Source organism: Chitinophaga sp. CF118, assembly GCF_900112615.1.
GTDB lineage: Bacteria > Bacteroidota > Bacteroidia > Chitinophagales > Chitinophagaceae > Chitinophaga.
On sequence record NZ_FOMK01000007.1, the window covers coordinates 112,126 to 133,264 of the forward strand.

Annotated in this window: 8 protein-coding genes; 7 read left to right on the top strand and 1 reads right to left on the bottom strand. The window is 42.0% G+C overall.

All coding sequences use genetic code 11. From position 1 onward, the window contains the following. Positions 1 to 63: 63 nt before the first annotated feature. The 7 genes from BM176_RS23695 to BM176_RS23725 all read left to right on the top strand — a co-directional run bounded on the left by BM176_RS23695 (position 64) and on the right by BM176_RS23725 (position 19,849). A complete protein-coding gene (locus tag BM176_RS23695) occupies positions 64 to 9,963 on the top strand; it encodes an SDR family NAD(P)-dependent oxidoreductase (protein WP_090106826.1) in 9,900 nt (3,299 codons plus the stop codon). 22 nt (positions 9,964 to 9,985) lie between these two features. After that, a complete protein-coding gene (fabD, locus tag BM176_RS23700) occupies positions 9,986 to 12,232 on the top strand; it encodes an ACP S-malonyltransferase (RefSeq protein ID WP_090106938.1) in 2,247 nt (748 codons plus the stop codon). Between the two features lie 9 nt (positions 12,233 to 12,241). After that, positions 12,242 to 16,528 (top strand): SDR family NAD(P)-dependent oxidoreductase, encoded by a 4,287-nt coding sequence (locus BM176_RS23705; protein WP_090106827.1) that lies wholly within the window; start codon positions 12,242 to 12,244, stop codon positions 16,526 to 16,528. A 187-nt stretch (positions 16,529 to 16,715) separates the two neighbouring features. Next, positions 16,716 to 17,045 (top strand): ArsR/SmtB family transcription factor, encoded by a 330-nt coding sequence (locus BM176_RS23710; RefSeq protein ID WP_090106828.1) that lies wholly within the window; start codon positions 16,716 to 16,718, stop codon positions 17,043 to 17,045. A gap of 57 nt (positions 17,046 to 17,102) precedes the next feature. Then, complete coding sequence (locus BM176_RS23715) at positions 17,103 to 17,948, top strand: arsenite methyltransferase (protein WP_090106829.1); 846 nt, start codon at positions 17,103 to 17,105, stop codon at positions 17,946 to 17,948. A 61-nt stretch (positions 17,949 to 18,009) separates the two neighbouring features. Next, positions 18,010 to 19,086: an ACR3 family arsenite efflux transporter gene (arsB, locus tag BM176_RS23720; RefSeq protein WP_090106830.1), complete on the top strand. Its 1,077-nt coding sequence runs from the start codon at positions 18,010 to 18,012 to the stop codon at positions 19,084 to 19,086. A 1-nt stretch (position 19,087) separates the two neighbouring features. Then, entirely contained in the window at positions 19,088 to 19,849 is a 762-nt protein-coding gene (locus BM176_RS23725) for a metallophosphoesterase family protein (RefSeq protein WP_090106831.1), read from the top strand. A 94-nt stretch (positions 19,850 to 19,943) separates the two neighbouring features. Here BM176_RS23725 and BM176_RS23730 read toward each other — a convergent pair whose 3' ends face one another. After that, positions 19,944 to 20,813, bottom strand: a complete 870-nt coding sequence (locus BM176_RS23730; protein ID WP_090106832.1) for an RpnC/YadD family protein — start codon at positions 20,811 to 20,813, stop codon at positions 19,944 to 19,946. Positions 20,814 to 21,139: the final 326 nt, after the last annotated feature.

Sequence of the window (21,139 nt, forward strand, 5' to 3'; positions counted from 1 at the left end):
ATCGATGTATTATTGAATTACGATCGCAGTCGAAAAGAATTCACTCCTCAATATTAATTTTATATGAAAACCCGCATTGTTCATCTGGATTTTGATAATGATAACTATATCCTGAGAGACCATAAGGTATATGATGTTAGTATCATTCCAGGTGTTACCTATCTTGATTTGATCCTCCGTTCTGCAAAGGCAATATTTGACCAGGACTTCCAGCTTAGCAGGGTGCTGTTCACTGAACCTTTAGCCACCACAAAAGAGTATAATCGTAAGTTAGAAATAACCTACCAGGAAGGAAAAGGATCTGCCTATGAAGCTGTGCTCCGTTCCCAAAAAATGAATCATAAGGGAGAAACCTTTGGCCCGTGGACAGAACACATGCATTGCCGGTTAGATGCTTTAGAAAAACAGGATGAAGTGTTATTTGATGTGAGAGGCTTTATCGCAAATAGTGAACATGTGTATGATGTGGAAGAAGTATATGCGAGGACAAGAAAAGCAGAAATCTCCCATGGTGAATTTATGCAGGCAAAAGGCAGGATTTATCAAAAAGGAGATGAAGAGTTAATGGCACTTCATTTAAGCGAACTGGCAGAGGAATATAGAGAACAATTAATGGCTCATCCTGCTTTTTTGGATGGATCAACATTTGCGGGCATGTCCTTTGGCTTGCAGGAAGGCCAGGGAATGTTTGGTGAAGGCATTCCATTTATTCCTTTTTCAATTGATCATTTTGAAATACGGCATTCTTTCCCGTCAACAGTGTATGTGTACAGCCAAAAGCAAGTATTGCCGGCAAATAAACTTCCGGAAGTAATCAAGAATGATATTACGCTGTATAATGAAAACGGGCAACTGCTCGCACGCTTCAGAGGCTTAACAAGTAAGCGTATCCGCCATCCTGAATTGATCAGACAACTGGTAGAAGATGCGGCAACACCACAGCAGGAACAAAATCCGCCATCAATTACAAACAACAGTGGGACATCTACTATAACCAACTATTTAAAAGAAATTATAGCGGCAAAACTTGGCAAACAGATTTCAGAGCTGGACAATACTACAGGCTTTTACGATTTAGGACTGGATTCTAAAAAAACTATGGAGTTGGTAAGAGAGCTGGAAGTAAAATGCGGGCATGATTTTTATCCCACTTTATTATTTGAATACCAGACTATAGAAGCGCTCAGCGAATATTTATTACAAGAAGAGGCCGAACATTTTAAAACAGAAAGCCAGGAGAGTTATGTACATAAGGCTCCTGTACAGGACTATCAATCACCATCTCCTTATTTGCCATTATTCCATTACGGGTTGCCGGAAGAGCCCATCGCGATAATAGGATTAAGCGGAAGATTTCCGGGCGCAGGAAATGTAAATGAATTCTGGAATAACCTGCAGCAAGGTAAAAACAGCATTCAGGAAATTCCCCGGGACAGGTGGGATATAGAAAACTTTTATACTAAAGAAAAAGGCAAGGACGGAAAGAGCTATAGCAAATGGGGTGGATTTGTTGAAGACGCAGATAAATTCGATCCTTTATTTTTTAATATATCTCCACAGGAAGCTGAAAACATGGATCCACAGGTTCGGCTCTTTTTAGAAGAGAGTTGGAAAACCCTGGAAGATGGAGGCTATACACCCAAAAAACTGGCGAAAGAAAAGGTGGGTGTATTTGCAGGAGTGTTCTGGACAGATTACCAGTTGTTCAGAGCAGAGGTAAGAACGCAGTCCATTTTCCCAAGCAGTTTTGTATCCCTGGCGGCTAATACAGTATCTTACCATTTTGGGTTTGAGGGACCAAGTATAGGGTTGGATACTCAATGCTCATCCTCATTAACGGCAATACACCTGGCATGTGATAGTTTACGAAAGCGCGAAAGTACAACTGCCCTTGCAGGCGGCGTGAATTTGAGTCTGCATCCCAGTAAGTATAATTGGTTATCTAACTCAATGTTTTTGTCGTCCAAAGGCTTATGTGAAAGCTTTGGGGAAGGAGGAGAAGGGTATGTTCCGGCAGAAGGCGTGGGTGTCATATTGTTAAAGCCGTTAAGTAATGCCGAAGCAGATGGTGATCAGATCTATGGGGTGATAAGGGGAACAGCTGTTAATCATGGTGGAAGGAGTAGCGGGTTTACTGTGCCCAATCCCAATGCTCAGGCAGTAGTGATAAAAGAAGCTATAAAAAAGGCAGGGGTAAAAGCAGAAGACTTCAGCTACATCGAAGCGCATGGAACAGGTACCAGCTTAGGAGACCCTATAGAAATAGCAGGATTAACCAAGGCTTTTCAATCCGATAAAAAACAATATTGCAGTATAGGATCGGTTAAATCAAACATTGGTCATGGTGAAGCTGCAGCAGGCATGGCAGGCATTACAAAAGTCCTGCTGCAAATGAAGTATAAGCAATTGGTACCTTCATTGCACTCCGCCACACTTAACCCCAATATTGATTTTGAAAGCAGCCCTTTTAAAGTTCAGCAGAAATTAGAAGCATGGACCACAGAAAATAACGAACCACGCCTGGCAGGGGTTAGCAGTTTTGGTGCAGGAGGAAGTAATGCCCATATTATAATAGAAGAGTACAGGCCAACAGAAAGAGAACCGTATCGAAATACAGCACCGGCAATTGTGGTTTTATCAGGCCGGAATGCGGAGAGTTTGAAACGACAGGTAGTGAACTTAAAGAATTATCTGGAAGCGAATCCTGATACTCCTTTTCACGATATAGCCTATACTTTGCAGATAGGAAGAGAGGCGATGACAGAAAGACTGGCAATAGTCTCAAAAAACCAGGAAGAACTAAAAACACAATTAATAAGTTTCCTGGAAGGAAAGACAGACAATCTTCTGAGGGGTAATATTAAGAAAGATAAATCTGATTTTTTATTGGAAGGAGGCGCAGGACAAGCATACATAAACTACGCAATAGAGCAAAAAGAAAACAAATCCTTAGCGCAGTTATGGGTAAAAGGAATGTTTATTGACTGGCATTTACTCTATGGAGAACACAGGCCCCGCAAGATCAGTTTACCGACCTATCCCTTTGCCAGGGAAAGGTACTGGATTCCCCTTCAGGATGCCCATCCGGCACTAATAACCGGGAGTGCAATGCTGCACCCGTTATTACATAACAATACCTCAAATTTAAACGAGCAAAAATATACTAGTGTATACACCGGCAAAGAAGCTTTCTTAACGGATCACAAAGTGAGGGAAGAGAAAATATTTCCAGGAGTAGCCTATTTAGAATTAGCCAGGGAAGCAGGAGCCCGGTCAGCAGAAAAAGGGATCACCCGATTAACAGACGTGACCTGGCTGAGTCCTATACGGGTGAATGGAATGCCTGAAAAAGTGGATATCGGTATTTATGCATCTGGAGAAGAGATCGCGTATGATGTGTATACGCAAAAAGACGGGCAAGAGCAAGTCCACAGCCAGGGAAGGCTCAGTACAACTCCGCGGCAGGCACCGGAACGCCAGGATCTGGAACTCATTCGAAACAGGTTAAAGAACACAAAGGAAAGGGAAGCCTGCTATGAACTATTTAAAGGGATGGGCCTGGATTATGGGAAGAGTTTCCAGGGGATAGAAATATTATACTATAGTGAAGCAGAAGCCCTTTCAAGGATCAGTTTACTCAAAGAAAAAGACTATATACTTGCTCCGGGACTGCTGGATAGTGCTTTGCAAACCTGTGCGGGGTTAAGTTTCGTAAAAGAAAAACCAGGCCTTACGCTACCTTTTAGTGTAAAAGAAGTTACTATTTATAAAGACCTGCAGGCAACAATCTGGTGTTATGCCCGAAAGAGCGCTAACAATAAAGCAAACGGTAAAGTAATCAGTTATGATATTGATCTGCTAAATGAAGAAGGAGAGATATTACTCAGTTTTAGAGACTTTGTAATGTTGCCGTTGGATAACATTTCTAAAAATAGATTTACTCATTTATACAGTAACGGTTGGCAATTGTCGGAACTGACAACAAACAGTTATGAGGAAACAAATACTACTCAATTGGTACTGTTGGCCGGTGGAGCTGATAGTTTGGCCGATAAGCTCACTGAAACACTGGAGATGGAAGTAGTAGCCATACCCCTGCAGTCAACAGCGACATATTTTATGTCTGTGTTGAATAAGATAAAAGAAAAGCTGAGAGAGAGAAACCCCACTCACATAACAGTAGTTTGTCAAAACAGTGACTACCTGGATTGCGGGTTTGTATCCGGACTGTTAAAAACCGCCACCTGGGAAAACCCTAAGTTAACCGGGAAAATAATAGGGGTAGATAGCTTGTCTGTAACGGAGCTGGATACACTCACAGAAATATTGAGAGCTGAACAAAATAGCACTGAGGCAGAAGTACGCTATCAAAAAGGGAAAAGAGAAATTAAAATAGCTGGATCTGTCTCAGATACTGGAACCCTGAGCATCAAAGAAGGTGGGGTATATTTAATAACCGGTGGCGCAGGAGGCTTAGGGCGAATTTTTGCAGAGCATATCAGCAAAACAAAAAACACGAAACTTATCCTTACCGGAAGAAGTGAGCTCAAAGAATCGATCTCAGAAATACCCGGTGCTATATACTACCGCTGTGATGTAAGCAATAAAGACGAAGTGTTTTCTTTAATTAAAACGATCAAAGAAAAATACCAGAAACTGGATGGGATTATTCATAGCGCAGGCGTTATCCGTGATAGTTTTATCATCAAAAAAACAGAAGAAGAAGTTGCGGAAGTATTATCTCCCAAGATAGCCGGAGCTCAACATCTGGATGAAGCCACAAAAGAAGAACCACTGGATTTCATGGTATTCTTTTCCTCTATGGCAGGGGTATTGGGCAATACAGGTCAGGCCGATTATGCCTCTGCCAATGCTTACCTGGATTATTATGCACATTATCGTAACGAACAAAAGGCCAAAGGGCTAAGATATGGAAAAACACTCAGCATCAACTGGCCACTGTGGAAGGAAGGTGGCATGCAGGTAGATGAAGAGACACTGAAATACTTAGAAAAGCAATGGGGTATGTTACCGTTGCCCACCGAAGAGGGGATCGCGGCATTTGAAGCATTGCTACGCAGTACTGCCAGCCAGGGAATAGTAGCTTATGGTCCGGGAGAGAAAATTAAATTAGCGCTGTTCCACAAGGACAGTACACCACCAACGGAAGTTTCCCCCAAAGAGACCAGTAGCAGTAAATCAGCAATAGAGGTAATATTGATAGAAATTTGTTCAGCACTATTAAAACTGAACAAAGAAGACCTGGAAACAGACACAGAATTTTCGGAATATGGAGTAGACTCTATCATGATGATGAAGATTCTCAATATGTTGGAATCAAGGTTTGAAATAGCTATCGAACCTACTGCCATAGTAAGTTATCCCACCATAGCCTTGCTGGCAGAATACCTAGAAAAAGAAAAATCACCGGCGATAAAGGAGCCTATACTGGCAACAAACCCAAAAGCCAGCTCAGTGCCCGGCATGCTGAAACGATCCGGCCGGGCACGAGTTGGTACAAGTCCGAAGAGTAACGGGAAAGTAGCGATTATAGGCATGTCCTGTAAATTACCCGAATCAGATAACCTGGATGAGTATTGGGAGAATTTGCGGTTAGGGAAAGACCTGATAAGCGAAATGCCGGCAAACAGATGGGATGCTTCAAATTATTATTCGGCAGAAGCAGCACCTGATAAGAGCTACACCACAAAGGGAGGATTTCTTAAAAACGCAGGATTGTTTGATACTCTCTACTTTAAGATAAGTGATGAAGAGGCTCTTTCGATGGATCCTCAGCAACGAATCATCCTGGAACTTACCAGAGATCTGTTATCTCATGCCGGGTATAGGAAAGAGGAGTTATCGAATACAAAGACCGGCGTATATATAGGCGCAAAAGATAACAATTACGTTCGCAATAATTATCACCTTCTCCCACCAGGAGCCCGCCAACATACGGTTGTGAATAATATCAGTAATATGATCGCGGCGAGGGTTTCCGACTTTTATAATCTGAAGGGCACCAGCCAGGTGATCGATACCGCCTGTTCCAGTTCACTGGTAGCCATTCACCAGGCATGTGATGATATCCTAAGTGGAAAAACAACGATGGCCATAGCAGGAGGTATCTCGATCATGGTGGATGCATTTGCCCATATAGGATTTAGCCAGGCCGAAGTATTATCCAGGGATGGCAGAAGTTATGTATTTGATGAACGTGCTGCAGGTTTTGTGATGGCAGAAGGCGGAGCCCTTGTTATGCTGAAAGATTACAATCAGGCCCTGGCGGATGGCGATCAGATAGTTGGAGTAGTTGCAGGATCCTCAGTCAATAATGATGGTCAGACGATGGGATTGACCGTGCCCAATAAAGAAGGGCAAAAAGAAGTGATCAGAGAAACACTGGAGAAGACTAAAATATCACCCGAAGAGATCACTTATTATGAGGCACATGGTACTGGCACCTTATTAGGCGACCCAATAGAAATAAAAGCGGCGACAGAGGTATATAGGACCCAAACGGCTAACAGGCAATACTGCGCCATAGGATCCGTCAAGAGTAACCTGGGACATAACATGACCGCAGCTGGTGTGACAGCGTTGATAAAAATCCTGTTACAGATGCAGCACAGTCAACTGGCGCCTACCTTACACTGTGAAAAGCCACACCCCCGGTTTAAGTTTGAGGAATCTCCTTTTTATCCCAATACAACACTAAAAGCCTGGACTACCGATAAGAAAATAGCTGCCCTATCCAGCTTTGGATTTGGAGGAACCAATTGTCATATGGTAATAGAAAAACCAACGACTAATACCTCAATAAAAAGAACAACACTCCCGGTAGAAAGACTATCCAATAATTCGTATTGGCTGGGACAGGAGATGACAGAACATTTAAAAGAAGAGGGTCAGATAAAGGAGATATTTTATGATGAACCATTAATCCGGGATCACCAGATCTTTGGTAAACAAGTTCTGATAGGAGCAACGTACATGGTTATGAGTATAAACGAGGGCTTTAAACTATATCCAGGAAAGGCGCTGAGAATTGATAAGATATTGTTTTCAAATCCACTTGTTCTGGAGCCGGGAGAAATGGCCCGGTTAAAGAGTATCACTGATCCGGCATCTAACCAGGTGAACATAGAATATCAGATAGACGAAAAGGTGAGCATGCCATTCAATTGTAAGTTGAATCAAATCATAATTGCTAAAGAAAGAATTAATGTCGATAAACTTAAAAAAGATAGTGTCAAAGAATCGGAGGCAAAGCTATTTTATGATCATAAGGGTCAGTCCTGTTATGGATATGGGCCAACTTTAAGAACTGTTCAAAACGTATGGCATCTGCCAAACGGGGATTCACTGGCATCGCTTCGGATAAGTGATGAGCAAATGAAGAAAACGGAAACTTTCATTATTCCTCCGGCATTGTTTGATGGAGCCCATGTGGCCAGTACATTATCTCTATACCAGGATATTGAAATGTCTGGCAATAATCACTGGCCTCCACTGATGATAAAGGCAGTGGAAGTAATGGGCGATCTTCCAGGCTACAATTTACAGGATTACTACTGCTATATTTCACCTGTTAAAAGTAATGATCAGATAGCCGAATTTAATATCAAGATATTAAAGAACGATGGAACCACAATCGTTCGCATGTTTGGTTATACCACTAAATCGGTGCCTGATCCGGCGAGCCTGTTTGGTACAAAAGCGCCCCAAAACAGCAATCCTGCAGGCCACGTCCTTTCTTCACATGGAAACGTTGAAATTGGAATTACCGGTTACCTGCAAATAAAAATCGGGGAGGCTTTAAGCAAACAGCCATCAGAAATTTCCCTGGTACAGAATTTCATGGATATGGGTTTGGATTCCGGCCAGATGATTGGCATATCTCAACTAATAGAAAAGGAGTTAGACATTGAATTGTATCCTACACTCTTTTTTGAATATCAGAATATAGGTGACTTAGTTGGTTATTTTAAAAGTGACCATGCCGATAAATTATCAGCCACTCATCCTATACATAGTCCGTTATCATTTGGATCGGAAAACCTTACTCTCGAAATGGACCCGTCTGGGCAGGAAGAGGTATCAAGGAAAATAAACACATCCAGGACAGATGATATCGCTGTTATAGGAATGAGTGGCTACCTTCCTCAATCCGCTGATTTAGCAGAGTTTTGGGATCATATTCAGGCCAGCAGAGACCTGATTACTGAAATCCCTGAGGACCATTGGGATTATAAGCCGTGGTTCGATGAAAATAAAGAAGCAGAAAATAAAACTTACTGCAAATGGGGAGGTTTTCTTAAAGACATAGACAAGTTTGATCCACTGTTCTTTGGTATTGCCCCACTGCAGGCAACATGGATGGACCCCCAGTTAAGACTGCTACTGCAGTCAGCTTACCACACGTTTGAAGATGCGGGTGTGATAAATGAAATAAGAGGTAGCCGTACCGGCGTATACGTAGGAAGTTGTTTTCATGAATATTGGGATGAAATAGTGCGGGCACAAACGTCTATCAGCAATTACCAGCACAATAGTAGTGCTATGTCAAGTTTATCTGCCAGTGTTTCTTATCATTTTGATTTGCGGGGAGGATCTATTCCGTTGGACAATGCCTGTGCGTCATCAATGACAGCCCTGCACCTGGGGTGCCAGGCAATCCGTAACGGAGAAATAGATACTGCAGTTATAGGAGGATTGAATGTTCTTTTGAGCCCTCTGCATTACGTGTATTTTTCAAGAATGCAGGCATTGTCACCAACAGGAAGATGTCACACATTTGATAAGAAAGCAGATGGCTATGTACCAGGAGAAGGAGTGGTGTCCATATTGATCAAACCATTATCCAAAGCGATAGCAGATGGGAACAAAATTCATGGTGTTATCAAAGGCAGTGCGATCAATCATGTAGGGAAATCTAATAATCCTACCTCCCCACGACCAGAGCTTCAAACTGAGTTGTTAGTCGATGCCTGGAAGGCAGCAGGTATAAACCCGGAAAACATCAGTTATATAGAGGCTCATGGTACCGGCACCGGACTGGGAGATCCCATTGAGATCAATGCATTAAAACGCGCCTTTAAAAATTATACTGATAAGACCGGCTTTTGCGCCATCGGATCTACCAAGGCGCATACAGGACATTTAGAAGGTGCAGCAGGGTTAACAAGTGTAATCAAGGTTCTGCTCATGATGAAACACAAAACGATTCCTGCGATGCCCAATTTTGAGGAACTGAACCCTTATATTAAAATAGACGGTTCCCCTTTCAGAATAAATAAAAGTACGGAGCACTGGAAGTCAGACAAACCATTCATGGCGGGGATAAGCTCCTTTGGCATGACGGGAAATAATGCGCATGTTGTGATAGAAGAATACCAGCCAAAGGACATACCCGCATATAGTAGTTCATCGCCAGTCATCATACTTTTATCCGCCAGGGACAAAGACAGACTTAAAGTGCTGGCGGGTAACCTTAACACTTACCTGCAATCGAATCCCGTAGCAAACCTTCACGATATAGCATATACGTTACAGACAAACAGGGAGTTTATGGACGAGCGATTGGCATTGATAGCAAAAGACAGGGAAGAACTAACAGTAAAACTAAAAGCTTACCTCGATGGGGAAACCAATCATCTCATTACAGGTAATGTTATAAGGGATAAGTCCGACTTTTCGCTCAATGGAAAAGGAGAACCAGCATATATGCAAAAGGCAGTTAAAGCAAAAGAACTGGATTCCTTAGCCATGTTGTGGGTAAAAGGAGTGAGTGTAGACTGGACCGGACTTTACCTGGAAGATAAACCCAATAAGATCAGCCTACCGATGTATCCGTTTGCAAGGGAACGGTATTGGATACCTAAGGGGAAAGGAAAAATTGCTGAAAAGAAAAAGAATCTGCATCCGCTTTTACATAAGCGTGAGCTGGAATTCAAATCTTAAAACAATTGATAAAATAATTCCTATGAAAGTAATCATGTTTCCCGGTCAGGGATCACAGTATAAAGGAATGGGTAAAGAGTTATTCAGGGCTTATAATAAAGAGGCACAACAAGCCTCGGAAATACTAGGTTACGACCTGGAAGAACTTTGCGTAAACGACCCGAAAAGACAACTGGGGAAAACTGAATTCACACAACCCGCGTTGTATGTCGTTAATGCTTTTGAGTATTATAAGCAACATAAGGATAGCCGCCCCGATTATTTGATTGGCCATAGTTTAGGCGAATACAATGCCTTACTGGCAGCCGGTGCTTTTGACTTTGAAACAGGTCTGAGACTGGTACAAAAACGGGGAGCTTTAATGGCAGCAGCATCGGGGGGAGGCATGGCCGCAGTACTGGGTCTTAATATAGCAACGCTTACTCAGAAACTGGAAGATAACGGATATACGGATATCGATATAGCCAATTACAATACCCCTACTCAAACTGTCATAGCAGGGCCGCAAGCGTCGATCGACAAAGTAGTTAAAGATTTCAGTGACGAGGGAATCAAAATTATACCCTTATTTGTGAGTGCCCCGTTTCATTCCAGGTACATGAAACCAGCTGCTGAGGAATTTGCAACTTTTCTCAATGGTTTTAAATTTTCGTCCCTGCAAACTCCTGTAATAGCCAATGCCACGGCCCGTCCTTATGAAGAAGGACAAACAGTCGCATTACTAAGCCGGCAGGTAGCAAGTTCTGTACAATGGACCGATACCATTCGTTTTCTGATGGGAAAAGGAATTACAACGCATGAGGAAATCGGAGGAGCAATTCTCACCAAAATGATCAATGAGATTAAAGTGAGTAGTACTCCCCTGAAGGAAGAAAAGATAACAATAAGCGCAAGCTTAACTAGCCGTCAAAGTACTGACTTAGCAACCTGTCTCGGAAGCCACAGATTCCGCGAAGACTACGGAATAAAATATGCTTACCTGGCAGGAGCCATGTATAGAGGAATAGCCTCCAGGGAATTGGTGGTGTGTATGGGAAAAGCGGGCATGTTGGGTTTTGTAGGCACAGGTGGTTTGTCATTGGAAGAAATTGAAAAAAACATACAATATATCCAGAATGAGTTAACTACCGGAGAGGCTTATGGAATGAATTTACTCCATAACCTGGTGGACCCGGCATTTGAAATGCGAACGGTAGACCTCTACTTAAAATATGGTGTTCGGAAATTAGAAGCGTCGGCATACATGCAAATAACCCCATCCCTTGTTTATTATCGCTTAAAAGGGTTAAGAAAAGGTACTGACGGAAATGTTATTTGCGATCATAAAATATTGGCAAAAATATCAAGACCGGAAGTAGCAGAAGTATTCATGCGTCCTGCACCGGAAAGGATAGTAAATAAACTATTGGAAGAAGAGATGATCACTGCAGAACAGGCGGCACTCTCCAAAAAGGTTCCCATGAGTTATGATATATGTGTGGAAGCCGACTCAGGAGGTCATACCGATGCAGGGGTAGCAATGGTATTATTACCCTCTATTCAACAACTAAGAGCAATCATTGAAAAGGAAGAACAGTATTCCCAATCCATACACATTGGATTAGCCGGTGGCATAGGAACCCCACAGGCAGTGGCCTGTGCTTATATGATGGGGGCGGATTTTGTCCTTACCGGTTCTATCAATCAATGTACGGTAGAGGCAAGAACAAGTGATGCAGTAAAAGATTTGTTGCAGGAAATAAATGTTCAGGACACCGATTATGCTCCGGCCGGAGATATGTTTGAAATAGGAGCAAGAGTGCAGGTGTTAAAAAGAGGAGTGTTGTTTCCCGCCAGGGCCAATAAGCTTTATTCGCTTTATAACCAGTACAATTCGTTGGAAGAAATACCTGAGAAGGTAATACAGCAACTGGAAAAGAATTATTTTAAGAAATCCATAGATGAAATATGGGAAGAGAGCAAAACATATTTCAAAAGAAAAGGAGAACAATCCACAATAGAAAAAGCAGAAAATAATCCAAAGCAGAAAATGGCCCTGGTATTTCGTTGGTACTTCGGCCATTGTAATAAGCTGGCGATTGAAGGAAATATAACTGAAAAGGTAAATTTCCAGGTACATACAGGTCCGGCACTGGGAGCCTTTAATCAATGGGTAAAAGGAACATCGCTTGAAAGCTGGAAAAATCGTCATGCAGACAGAATAGGAATAAAGATGATGGAAGAGGCGGCTAAGCTAATGGAAGAAACTCTTTTCAGAATTACCAACTAAAAAAATATTATGAAAAATATAAACGGCAATATATCCACCTTGAAAAGGCATCGTTACAGTGCCAGCTTTAGTGGTGAAGAGTTCTTTTTAAAAGATCACCAGGTAAAGGGCCGCAAAGTACTGCCTGGCGTATGTTATATAGAGATGGCAAGGGCCGCGGCAGCTCTGGAGATGGACTTATCGGAACAAGAACCGGTGGTGATGGTGTTCAGGCAAATTGTGTGGGCTAGTCCAATAGTAGCATCTGTTGATGGAGTACATGTTCATACTGATTTGTACATGGAATCTTCTGGCAGTGTACGTTATGAAATATGTTCGGAGGATGTTATACGCAGCCAGGGATTAGTGTTCCTGGAAGAGGAAACTGCAGTACCGTGGATAGACATATTTCAATTGCAAGCCGGTTGTAGCCGACAGGTAAGTGGGGAGGCGTGTTATAAAGTAATAGCAGAGGGCGGACTTAGACTTGGAGCGGGGTTTAATGGGATGATACAAATACATGAGGGAGAAGGTTATGTATTGGGCTGTATTGAGATACCATTATCGGTAAGGGATACACTGGACGATTATATAATGCATCCATCAATGCTGGATAGCGCCTTACAATCGGCGGCTGTATTAATAGGGAGGGAGCAGCTTCAATTGCGCTTACCGTATGCGGCAGAGGAAGTAAGGGTATATGGCAGATGTAGTACCAATATGTGGGCATATGCGCGATACAGTGAGGGGTGCGCACCATTGGACGTTATACAGCGGCTGGATGTTGATCTTGCAGATGAGGAGGGGAATGTTTGTGTACGGATCAAAGGAATTGTTTTCATGGCTTTGGATAAAGAGGCGGCAATGGTCACGCCATCGTTGACGCCTGTACGGGAACCGCTGTTAGAGACAACAGACAGCATACCTGACTTACAGGAAAAGACAATCCAATATTTAAAAACGAACGTTGGCTCTGCTATAAACCTGCCTGTGAGCCAGATAGATTCTGATACTGCTTTTGAACGGTATGGCATAGATTCGATACTCGTTATGCAATTAACAAATGAATTGCAGGAAGAATTCGGGGCTTTACCGGCAACATTATTTTTCGAATACCAGAGCATAAAGGAGTTGTCGGGTTATTTTTTATCTTTTCATGAAGAAACATTAATCAGGTTGTTTGATGTGCAACCAGTTGCCTTACCAGCTAAACCAGCAGATAAACCCCGGCAGCCTTTGGCGACAGCAGCAACGACAGGATCAATGGAGAACGGCGCAGCAATAAAAGAGATTGCGATAATCGGGCTGAGTGGGAGATATCCGGGGGCGGGCAACGTAAATGAATTATGGGACAACCTTAAACAAGGCAAAGACTGTATCACTGAAATTCCAAAAGACAGGTGGGATGCCGATAAGGAATATAAGGAAGGAAGAAGCAAAGGGAAGTGGGGAGGCTTTATGCAGGACGTGGATAAATTTGACCCCTCACATTTCAACCTTTCTCCTGAAGTAGCAGAAATGCTTGATCCACAGATCCGGCTTTTTATGGAAATAGTATGGGCCACATTTGAAGATGCGGGTTACGCGCCAAGAACCCGTTTAGATACCCGTATAGGTGTTTACGTAGGCTCCATGACTCATGAATATCCGTTGGTAGCTACTGATAAATCAATATCGGACGAACTTGCATTCTCTACCAGCTGGGCAATAGCCAACAGGGTATCTTATCACTTTGGATTATCCGGTCCCAGTGTAGCTGTCAATACAGCCAGTTCTTCTTCCATGACAGCCATTGTACAAGCCTGTGACAGCATTATGAAAGGCGACTGTAGCGCGGCAATTGCCGGGGGCGTGAATTTAAGCCTGCATCCGTCCAAGTGGCAAAGTTTAGCCGAGTATGGTTACGTAGGCAGCACCCGCACCAGTAAAATCTTTGGGAACGGAGATGGATATATTCCGGGTGAAGGAGTGGGTGCGGTATTATTAAAGCCGTTGAGTAAAGCTGTTGAAGACGGAGATCAGATTTATGGTGTTATTATCTCGAACGCTTTAAATCACAATGGAGGCACAAGTGGTTTTGGAGTACCCAATCCCAAGACTCAATCCCTTTTAATGATCGATTCTTTAGAACGATCTGGTGTAGATCCGGCAACCATTAGTTATATAGAGGCAGCAGCGAATGGCTCGCCAATAGGCGATCCTATCGAGATAGCCAGCCTGTCCAGGGTGTTTGGCGAGGCAACAGGAAAGCAAATTACAATAGGGTCGGTAAAATCCAATATAGGACATTTGGAAGCCGCCTCCGGAATATCCCAGTTAACCAAGGTGTTGCTTCAGTTGAAATATAAACAGTTTGTGCCAGGTATAAATTTAGAAAACCTCAACGAAAATTTACATTTGGAGCGTACCCCCTTAAAATTTTGTAAAGCGCTGACGGAGTGGCGACCAAATGGTACTACAAGGAGAGCAATGATCAATAGCTTTGGAGCAGGTGGCAGTAATGCTCACCTGGTAGTCGAAGAATACCTTTCTGAGCATAAAGAACAGTACACCAGTGCTGCGCCTGCAATCATAGTACTGTCTGCCAGGGATGCGGAGAGACTCCAGGAACAGGTATCGAATTTAAAAGCTTATGTGGAATCGCAGCCGGATATTGATCTTTTCGATATTGCATATACTTTACAGATAGGTAGAGAGCCGATGGAAGAGCGGTTGGCATTAATAGCAAAAAACAGGGAAGAGCTGATAGCACAACTAAGCATTTATCTGGATGGGAAAAAGGATGGCCTGCTAACAGGGAATATCAGGAAGGATAAGATCGGTTTTTCCATACAGGGTAAAGCAGGAGAAGCCTATGTAAAAGAGGCCATCAAAGAGAAGGAATCTGATTCCCTGGCCCAATTATGGGTACAGGGAATTAGCATTGATTGGAACGCTCTCTATCCGGCGAACAAACCCAATAAGATCAGCTTACCAACTTATCCGTTTGCCCGGGAGCGTTACTGGATTCCCAGGCAGGAAAGGCAGGCAATCAAAGTACTCCGAACAGAGCCGGCAGAAAAAACAGGTGAGGCAGAAAGGATAAATACATATTTGTACAGCAATAACTGGCAAGCGTCGGTATTAACAGCAACCTTCCGGCAGGAAACAACTACGGCACAACTGATATTATTGGCGGGCGGTTCGGGGATCCTGGCAGAAAAACTTGCCGTAAGACTGGAGACAACAGTGGAAGCCATACCTCAGCAAACACCGGAGGCTTACTTTATCCATGTATTAGGAAAAGTGAAAGAAAAGCAGGCAGTGAAAACGGCTACCCAGATTATAATCGTTTGCAGGAACACGGACTACATGAACTACGGTTTTATCGCTGGGTTATTAAAAACGGCTACCCGTGAAAACCCAAAATTAACAGGTAAAATAATCGGGGTGGACAATTTGTCGCTAACGGAACTGGGATCGCTTACTAAGATATTGGAAGCCGAGCAACACATAAAAGAGACAGAAGTACGCTATAAAGACGGGATACGGGCAATCAGAACCGTTCAGGAGTTAGAGGTATCTTCCAGGCAGGCAGAACAAATAACGATCAAAGAAGGAGGAGTGTACCTGATTACAGGAGGCGCAGGAGGATTAGGGCGCATCTTTGCCGAACATATCAGTAAAACGCAAGACACCAAACTGATCCTGACAGGAAGGAGTGTACTCGGCCGGGAAGCTAAGGATGCACTTGCAAAAATACCTAATGCCGAATATCACCAGTGTGATGTAAGTAATAAAGAAGACGTAATTGCCTTAATTCAAAAGATCAAAAGAAAATACCAAAAACTGGATGGTATTATCCATAGTGCAGGTGTTATCCGCGATAGTTATATCCTGAAAAAAACAGCCGGAGAAGCCAGTGAGGTACTCTCTGCCAAAATTCAGGGCGCAAGGAACCTGGATGAAGCCACAAAAGAAGAAACACTTGATTTTATGGTATTCTTCTCTTCTGTAGCCGGAGTATTGGGCAATCCTGGCCAGGCAGATTATGCGGCGGCCAATGCTTACCTGGATGAATATGCTCATTATCGCAATGAGGAAAAGGCAAAAGGGAAAAGACAAGGAAGAACATTGAGTATTGCCTGGCCACTATGGAAAGATGGAGGTATGCGGATGGCTTTGGATACTGTAAAACACCTGGAAAAGCAATGGGGCATGTTGCCATTGACCACAGGAGAGGGGATCCGGGCTTTTGAAGAACTGCTCAACAGTACGGAAAGCCAGGGGATAGTAGTTTTTGGAAATCAAAAAACAGCGCTGATTAAGGCTGTTTAACCTGAAGGATGAATGAATTATTCGGATTTTAAAGAAATATCAACAAGAGGGTGCTGTAGAATCGGAATTATCATTCAAACCGTCATAATCAAATATTACAACTAATATAAGCATAGATCATGTTAAAAAAAAAATTTGCCAATTCAAAATACTATCGTAATATTACGATGTGACAATAAGATAAACTATGGGCGCTACTAAAACAGACTTATTTACGAAACAACAGAATGATATTGCTTTGATGGCTAAAGCATTAGCGCATCCTGCACGTATTGCTATATTGCAATACCTGGTTAAAAAGAATGCCTGTGTATGTGGAGATTTAGTGGATGAATTAGGACTTGCTCAGGCAACAACCTCTCAACATCTGAAAGAATTAAAATCGGCCGGTCTTATTCAGGGGAATATAGAAGGAGCCAGTGTTTGCTACTGCATAGATCCAAAGGTCTGGAAGCAATATCAGCTACTGTTTGCAGGGTTCTTCAAAGAGTCTGTCACTGACAAAACCTGCTGTTAAATTTTTTTGACCATATCTATCGTAATATTACAATAACATGTTTAAATTTCAGATATTATGTCTACAGATGCTCAGATAAAAGAAATGGTAAAGCAAAAATATAGTGAGATTGCTTTACAGGATAAAGAAGGGAATGCTTCTTCCTGTTGTGGTGCTAGTAGCTGCTCCACAGAAGTATATAATATCATGACTGATGATTATTCTCAGCTTGAAGGGTATAACCCGGATGCAGATCTTAACCTTGGATGCGGACTGCCTACACAGTTTGCTAAAATAAAGAAAGGGGATACTGTGATAGACCTTGGGTCAGGTGCTGGTAATGACTGCTTTATTGCCCGTCAGGAGACCGGAGAAGGCGGGAAAGTGATAGGAATTGACTTTACTCCGGCAATGGTGGAAAAAGCCCGCGCTAACGCTGAAAAGATCAATTTTAATAATGTTGAGTTTCGCCAGGGAGATATTGAGAAAATGCCGGTATCAGCAAATACAGCTGACGTTGTTGTTAGCAATTGCGTACTTAATCTGGTACCTAACAAAGACGGCGTATTTAAAGAAATTATTCGTGTACTGAAACCCGGTGGTCATTTCAGTATTTCAGATATTGTATTGGTGGGAAGTCTTCCCTCAAAAATACAGGAAGCTGCTGAAATGTATGCTGGTTGCGTCTCCGGTGCTATTCAAAAGCAGGAATACCTTGACTTAATAGCAAATAATGGATTCACTGACATTACCGTCCAGAAAGAAAAAGCCATTGTAGTACCTGACGATATCTTGTCAGCATATTTAAGCAAAGAAGAAATAGAAGCATTCAGAAGTTCAGGTACAGGTATCTTCAGCGTTACTGTTTATGCAGAAAAACCAGTTGAAGCCAAAGCCTGCTGTGGTCCCGATTGTTGCTCATAAACCTTACAAATGTAAATTAGGAAAGTTGCAATGCCACTTTATACAACAAACGACAAATAACATGAGCAATAACAACTGTAATCCGGCACAACGGAAACAATTAAGTTTTCTTGACAGATTTCTTACGTTATGGATCTTCCTCGCAATGGCCGTTGGTATTGGCATAGGATATTTTATTCCATCTACAGGAGGGTTCATTAATTCATTCTCTTCAGGAACAACAAATATTCCGCTTGCAGCCGGATTGATACTAATGATGTACCCTCCACTGGCCAAAGTGAAATATGAAAACCTGGGAGAAGTATTTAAGAATGTAAAGATACTCTCTGCATCACTTTTACTTAACTGGATAATAGGTCCCATCCTGATGTTCGGACTAGCTGTATTATTTCTGCATGGCTATCCGGAATATATGACAGGATTAATCCTGATAGGGCTTGCACGTTGTATAGCAATGGTTGTTGTATGGAATGAACTGGCTGATGGTAACCGGGAATATGCTGCGGGACTGGTAGCATTAAACAGCATATTTCAGGTGTTACTTTATAGTGTATATGCTTATGTATTCATCACCTGGTTACCTACCGTATTCGGAATGAAAGGCATTACAGTGTCTGTTACAATAGCAGAAATCGCAAAAAGCGTAGGCATTTACCTCGGTATTCCTTTTCTGGCAGGCATTGTGAGCAGGTATGCCCTCATAGCATGGAAAGGGGAGAAGTGGTTCCGGGAAAAATATGTACCCTTTATATCTCCCATAACTCTGATAGCATTACTATTTACAATCGTAATCATGTTCAGCCTCAAAGGAGAACTGATCGTACATATTCCTTTGGATGTAGTAAGGATAGCTATTCCACTGGCTGTTTATTTCGCAATCATGTTTCTGGTTAGTTTCTTCCTTGGTAAAGCAATGGGAGCAGACTATTCAAAGAACGCAGCAATTGCTTTCACTGCGGCTGGAAATAACTTCGAGCTAGCCATTGCCGTAGCAATAGGCGTATTCGGTATCAATAGCGGACAAGCATTCGTTGGTGTAATCGGACCACTGGTAGAAGTACCAGCTTTGATCGGCCTTGTGAATGTTGCTTTCTGGTTAAGGAAAAAATATTACACTAATAAATTACAAAGCGCTTAATATGAAAATTGCATTATTCAGTGATATCCATGCAAATCTACCGGCCTTACAAGCCTTCTTTAAGGATGTGGAGGAAAGGAAACCTGATGCTATCTATTGCCTGGGAGATCTTGTAGGATACAATATCTGGCCTAATGAAGTGATTAATGAGATCCGCAAAAGAGGTATTCCTACAATAGCTGGTAACTATGATTTTGGTATAGGACGTGCCACCAATGATTGTGGCTGTGCTTACAAAACCGATCTTGAAAAGGCAAACGGTGGTGTTTCTATTTCTTTTACCAATGAAATAGTGAAGGACGAAGAACGCAGATACCTCCGCACTTTACCTGCCCACATCAAAGTAGAATTTCAGTTGAATAATGATAAATTAAATCTGCTGCTCGTACATGGCAGCCCCCGTAAAATCAACGAGTACCTGTTCGAAGACAGAGAAGAAAAGAGCATGCTGAGAATTATGCATGAGGCAGATGCAGATGTTATGTGTTTCGGTCATACACATAAACCTTATCACCGTATCTTATCAGAAGAAACTCATTATCGCCATGCTATCAATATAGGCTCCGTAGGCAAACCTAAAGATGGTGATCCCCGCGGAGGATACGTTATGCTTCACATCAATGAAAACAGCAGTATCAGCGATAAGACTACAGTACAAACAGAATTTATCCGCTTTGAATATGATGTGGAGAAGGCAGCGAAAGCCGTTGAAGATAGTCCACTTCCTAATGACTATGCAGAAAGCTTGCGTAAAGGAGTTTAACTACCAACCTGCTATTAAAACAAAAGATCTGTCAATTGATGGGTCTTTTGTAAAATATATAAGACACGCAGCTGATTATTATGCTTCTCTTCAGCTAAATTCCCATTTGTAGAGGCTCTATTAGTTGCTCTACTTCAGCAATAGGAATATTTAACACTTTAGAAATTAATTCCGTATCACATCCAAGTTCTTTCATCCTGACAGCTGTTTGCGCTTGTTTTGCAGCCTCACCTTCCGCCTTACCTTCCTCTTTCCCTTCTACTATTCCATCCTCTTTGCCTATCTGATAAAAAGCATCATCTTTTACCTTGAAAAATGTTCTTGTTGATATCATATGTTTAAATTTAAGTTTAACATTGTCATTACGTAATTGCACTAAGACACGCAGCTGATTATTATGCTTATCTTCAGCTAAACTCCCATCAGAAGCGGTTCTGATCTCATTCAAAATTCTGTCTAAAGCCGTCTCTATATCATCATTTCCGAAGTTAGCTAAAATTGCAAATACTTTTACTTCAGGATCTTCTGATTGCAGAAAAAATTTATAATCAATTTCTTTCAACGGAATTATCTTATACCAGAATCTTAAATTTTTATGCTTAATAGTCGTTTTCATAGTGACAGCATCCTGCCCCATGAAAATAACATATTGCTTTACTGGTATGCGGTATTTACGATACAACATCACAGCATATTCCGCCATGCGATATGCCATATTTTTATCATTCTGAGACTGCCATTCTATATGGCAGATAAACGTACGGTTATTCCGGTCTGTTATTCTCTTAAGTACATCTGGCTTCCTTTCCTTTGTGTACTGCAGATCATCAGGGATTTCCCTGCTTTCAGAAATATCTAAATTCAATACTCCCTTCATAAAAACAGGCAATACAGATTCCATATTTTCTTTTACAATCCGGTCATATTTATTAGCCTGCTTCAGGCCCATAACATCTTTTTCCATTTGATTAAATGAATGATTAACAAATTAATACCTAATTTTTAACAGGGGAGAATATGAAATGATTGGGTAACAAAAAAGCAGCCATGATGTTGATCACCAAGCCTGCTCCATTTTTTTTTAATTCTGATTTCGTATTACGAATGTAAGGAAATAATAAATTTAATTACAAAAAAAAATGTCCGGATATAGATCTCGTTCATCGAACAACCCTATTACCTGAATTTTATTCCATTATAATTTTGTGCTTTGTAATCGCCTGCTCTAGCAGAGAATTAAATTCATCAGGTTTTCCACGTCAACTAACCCTATAAAACAGTCAGGCACAT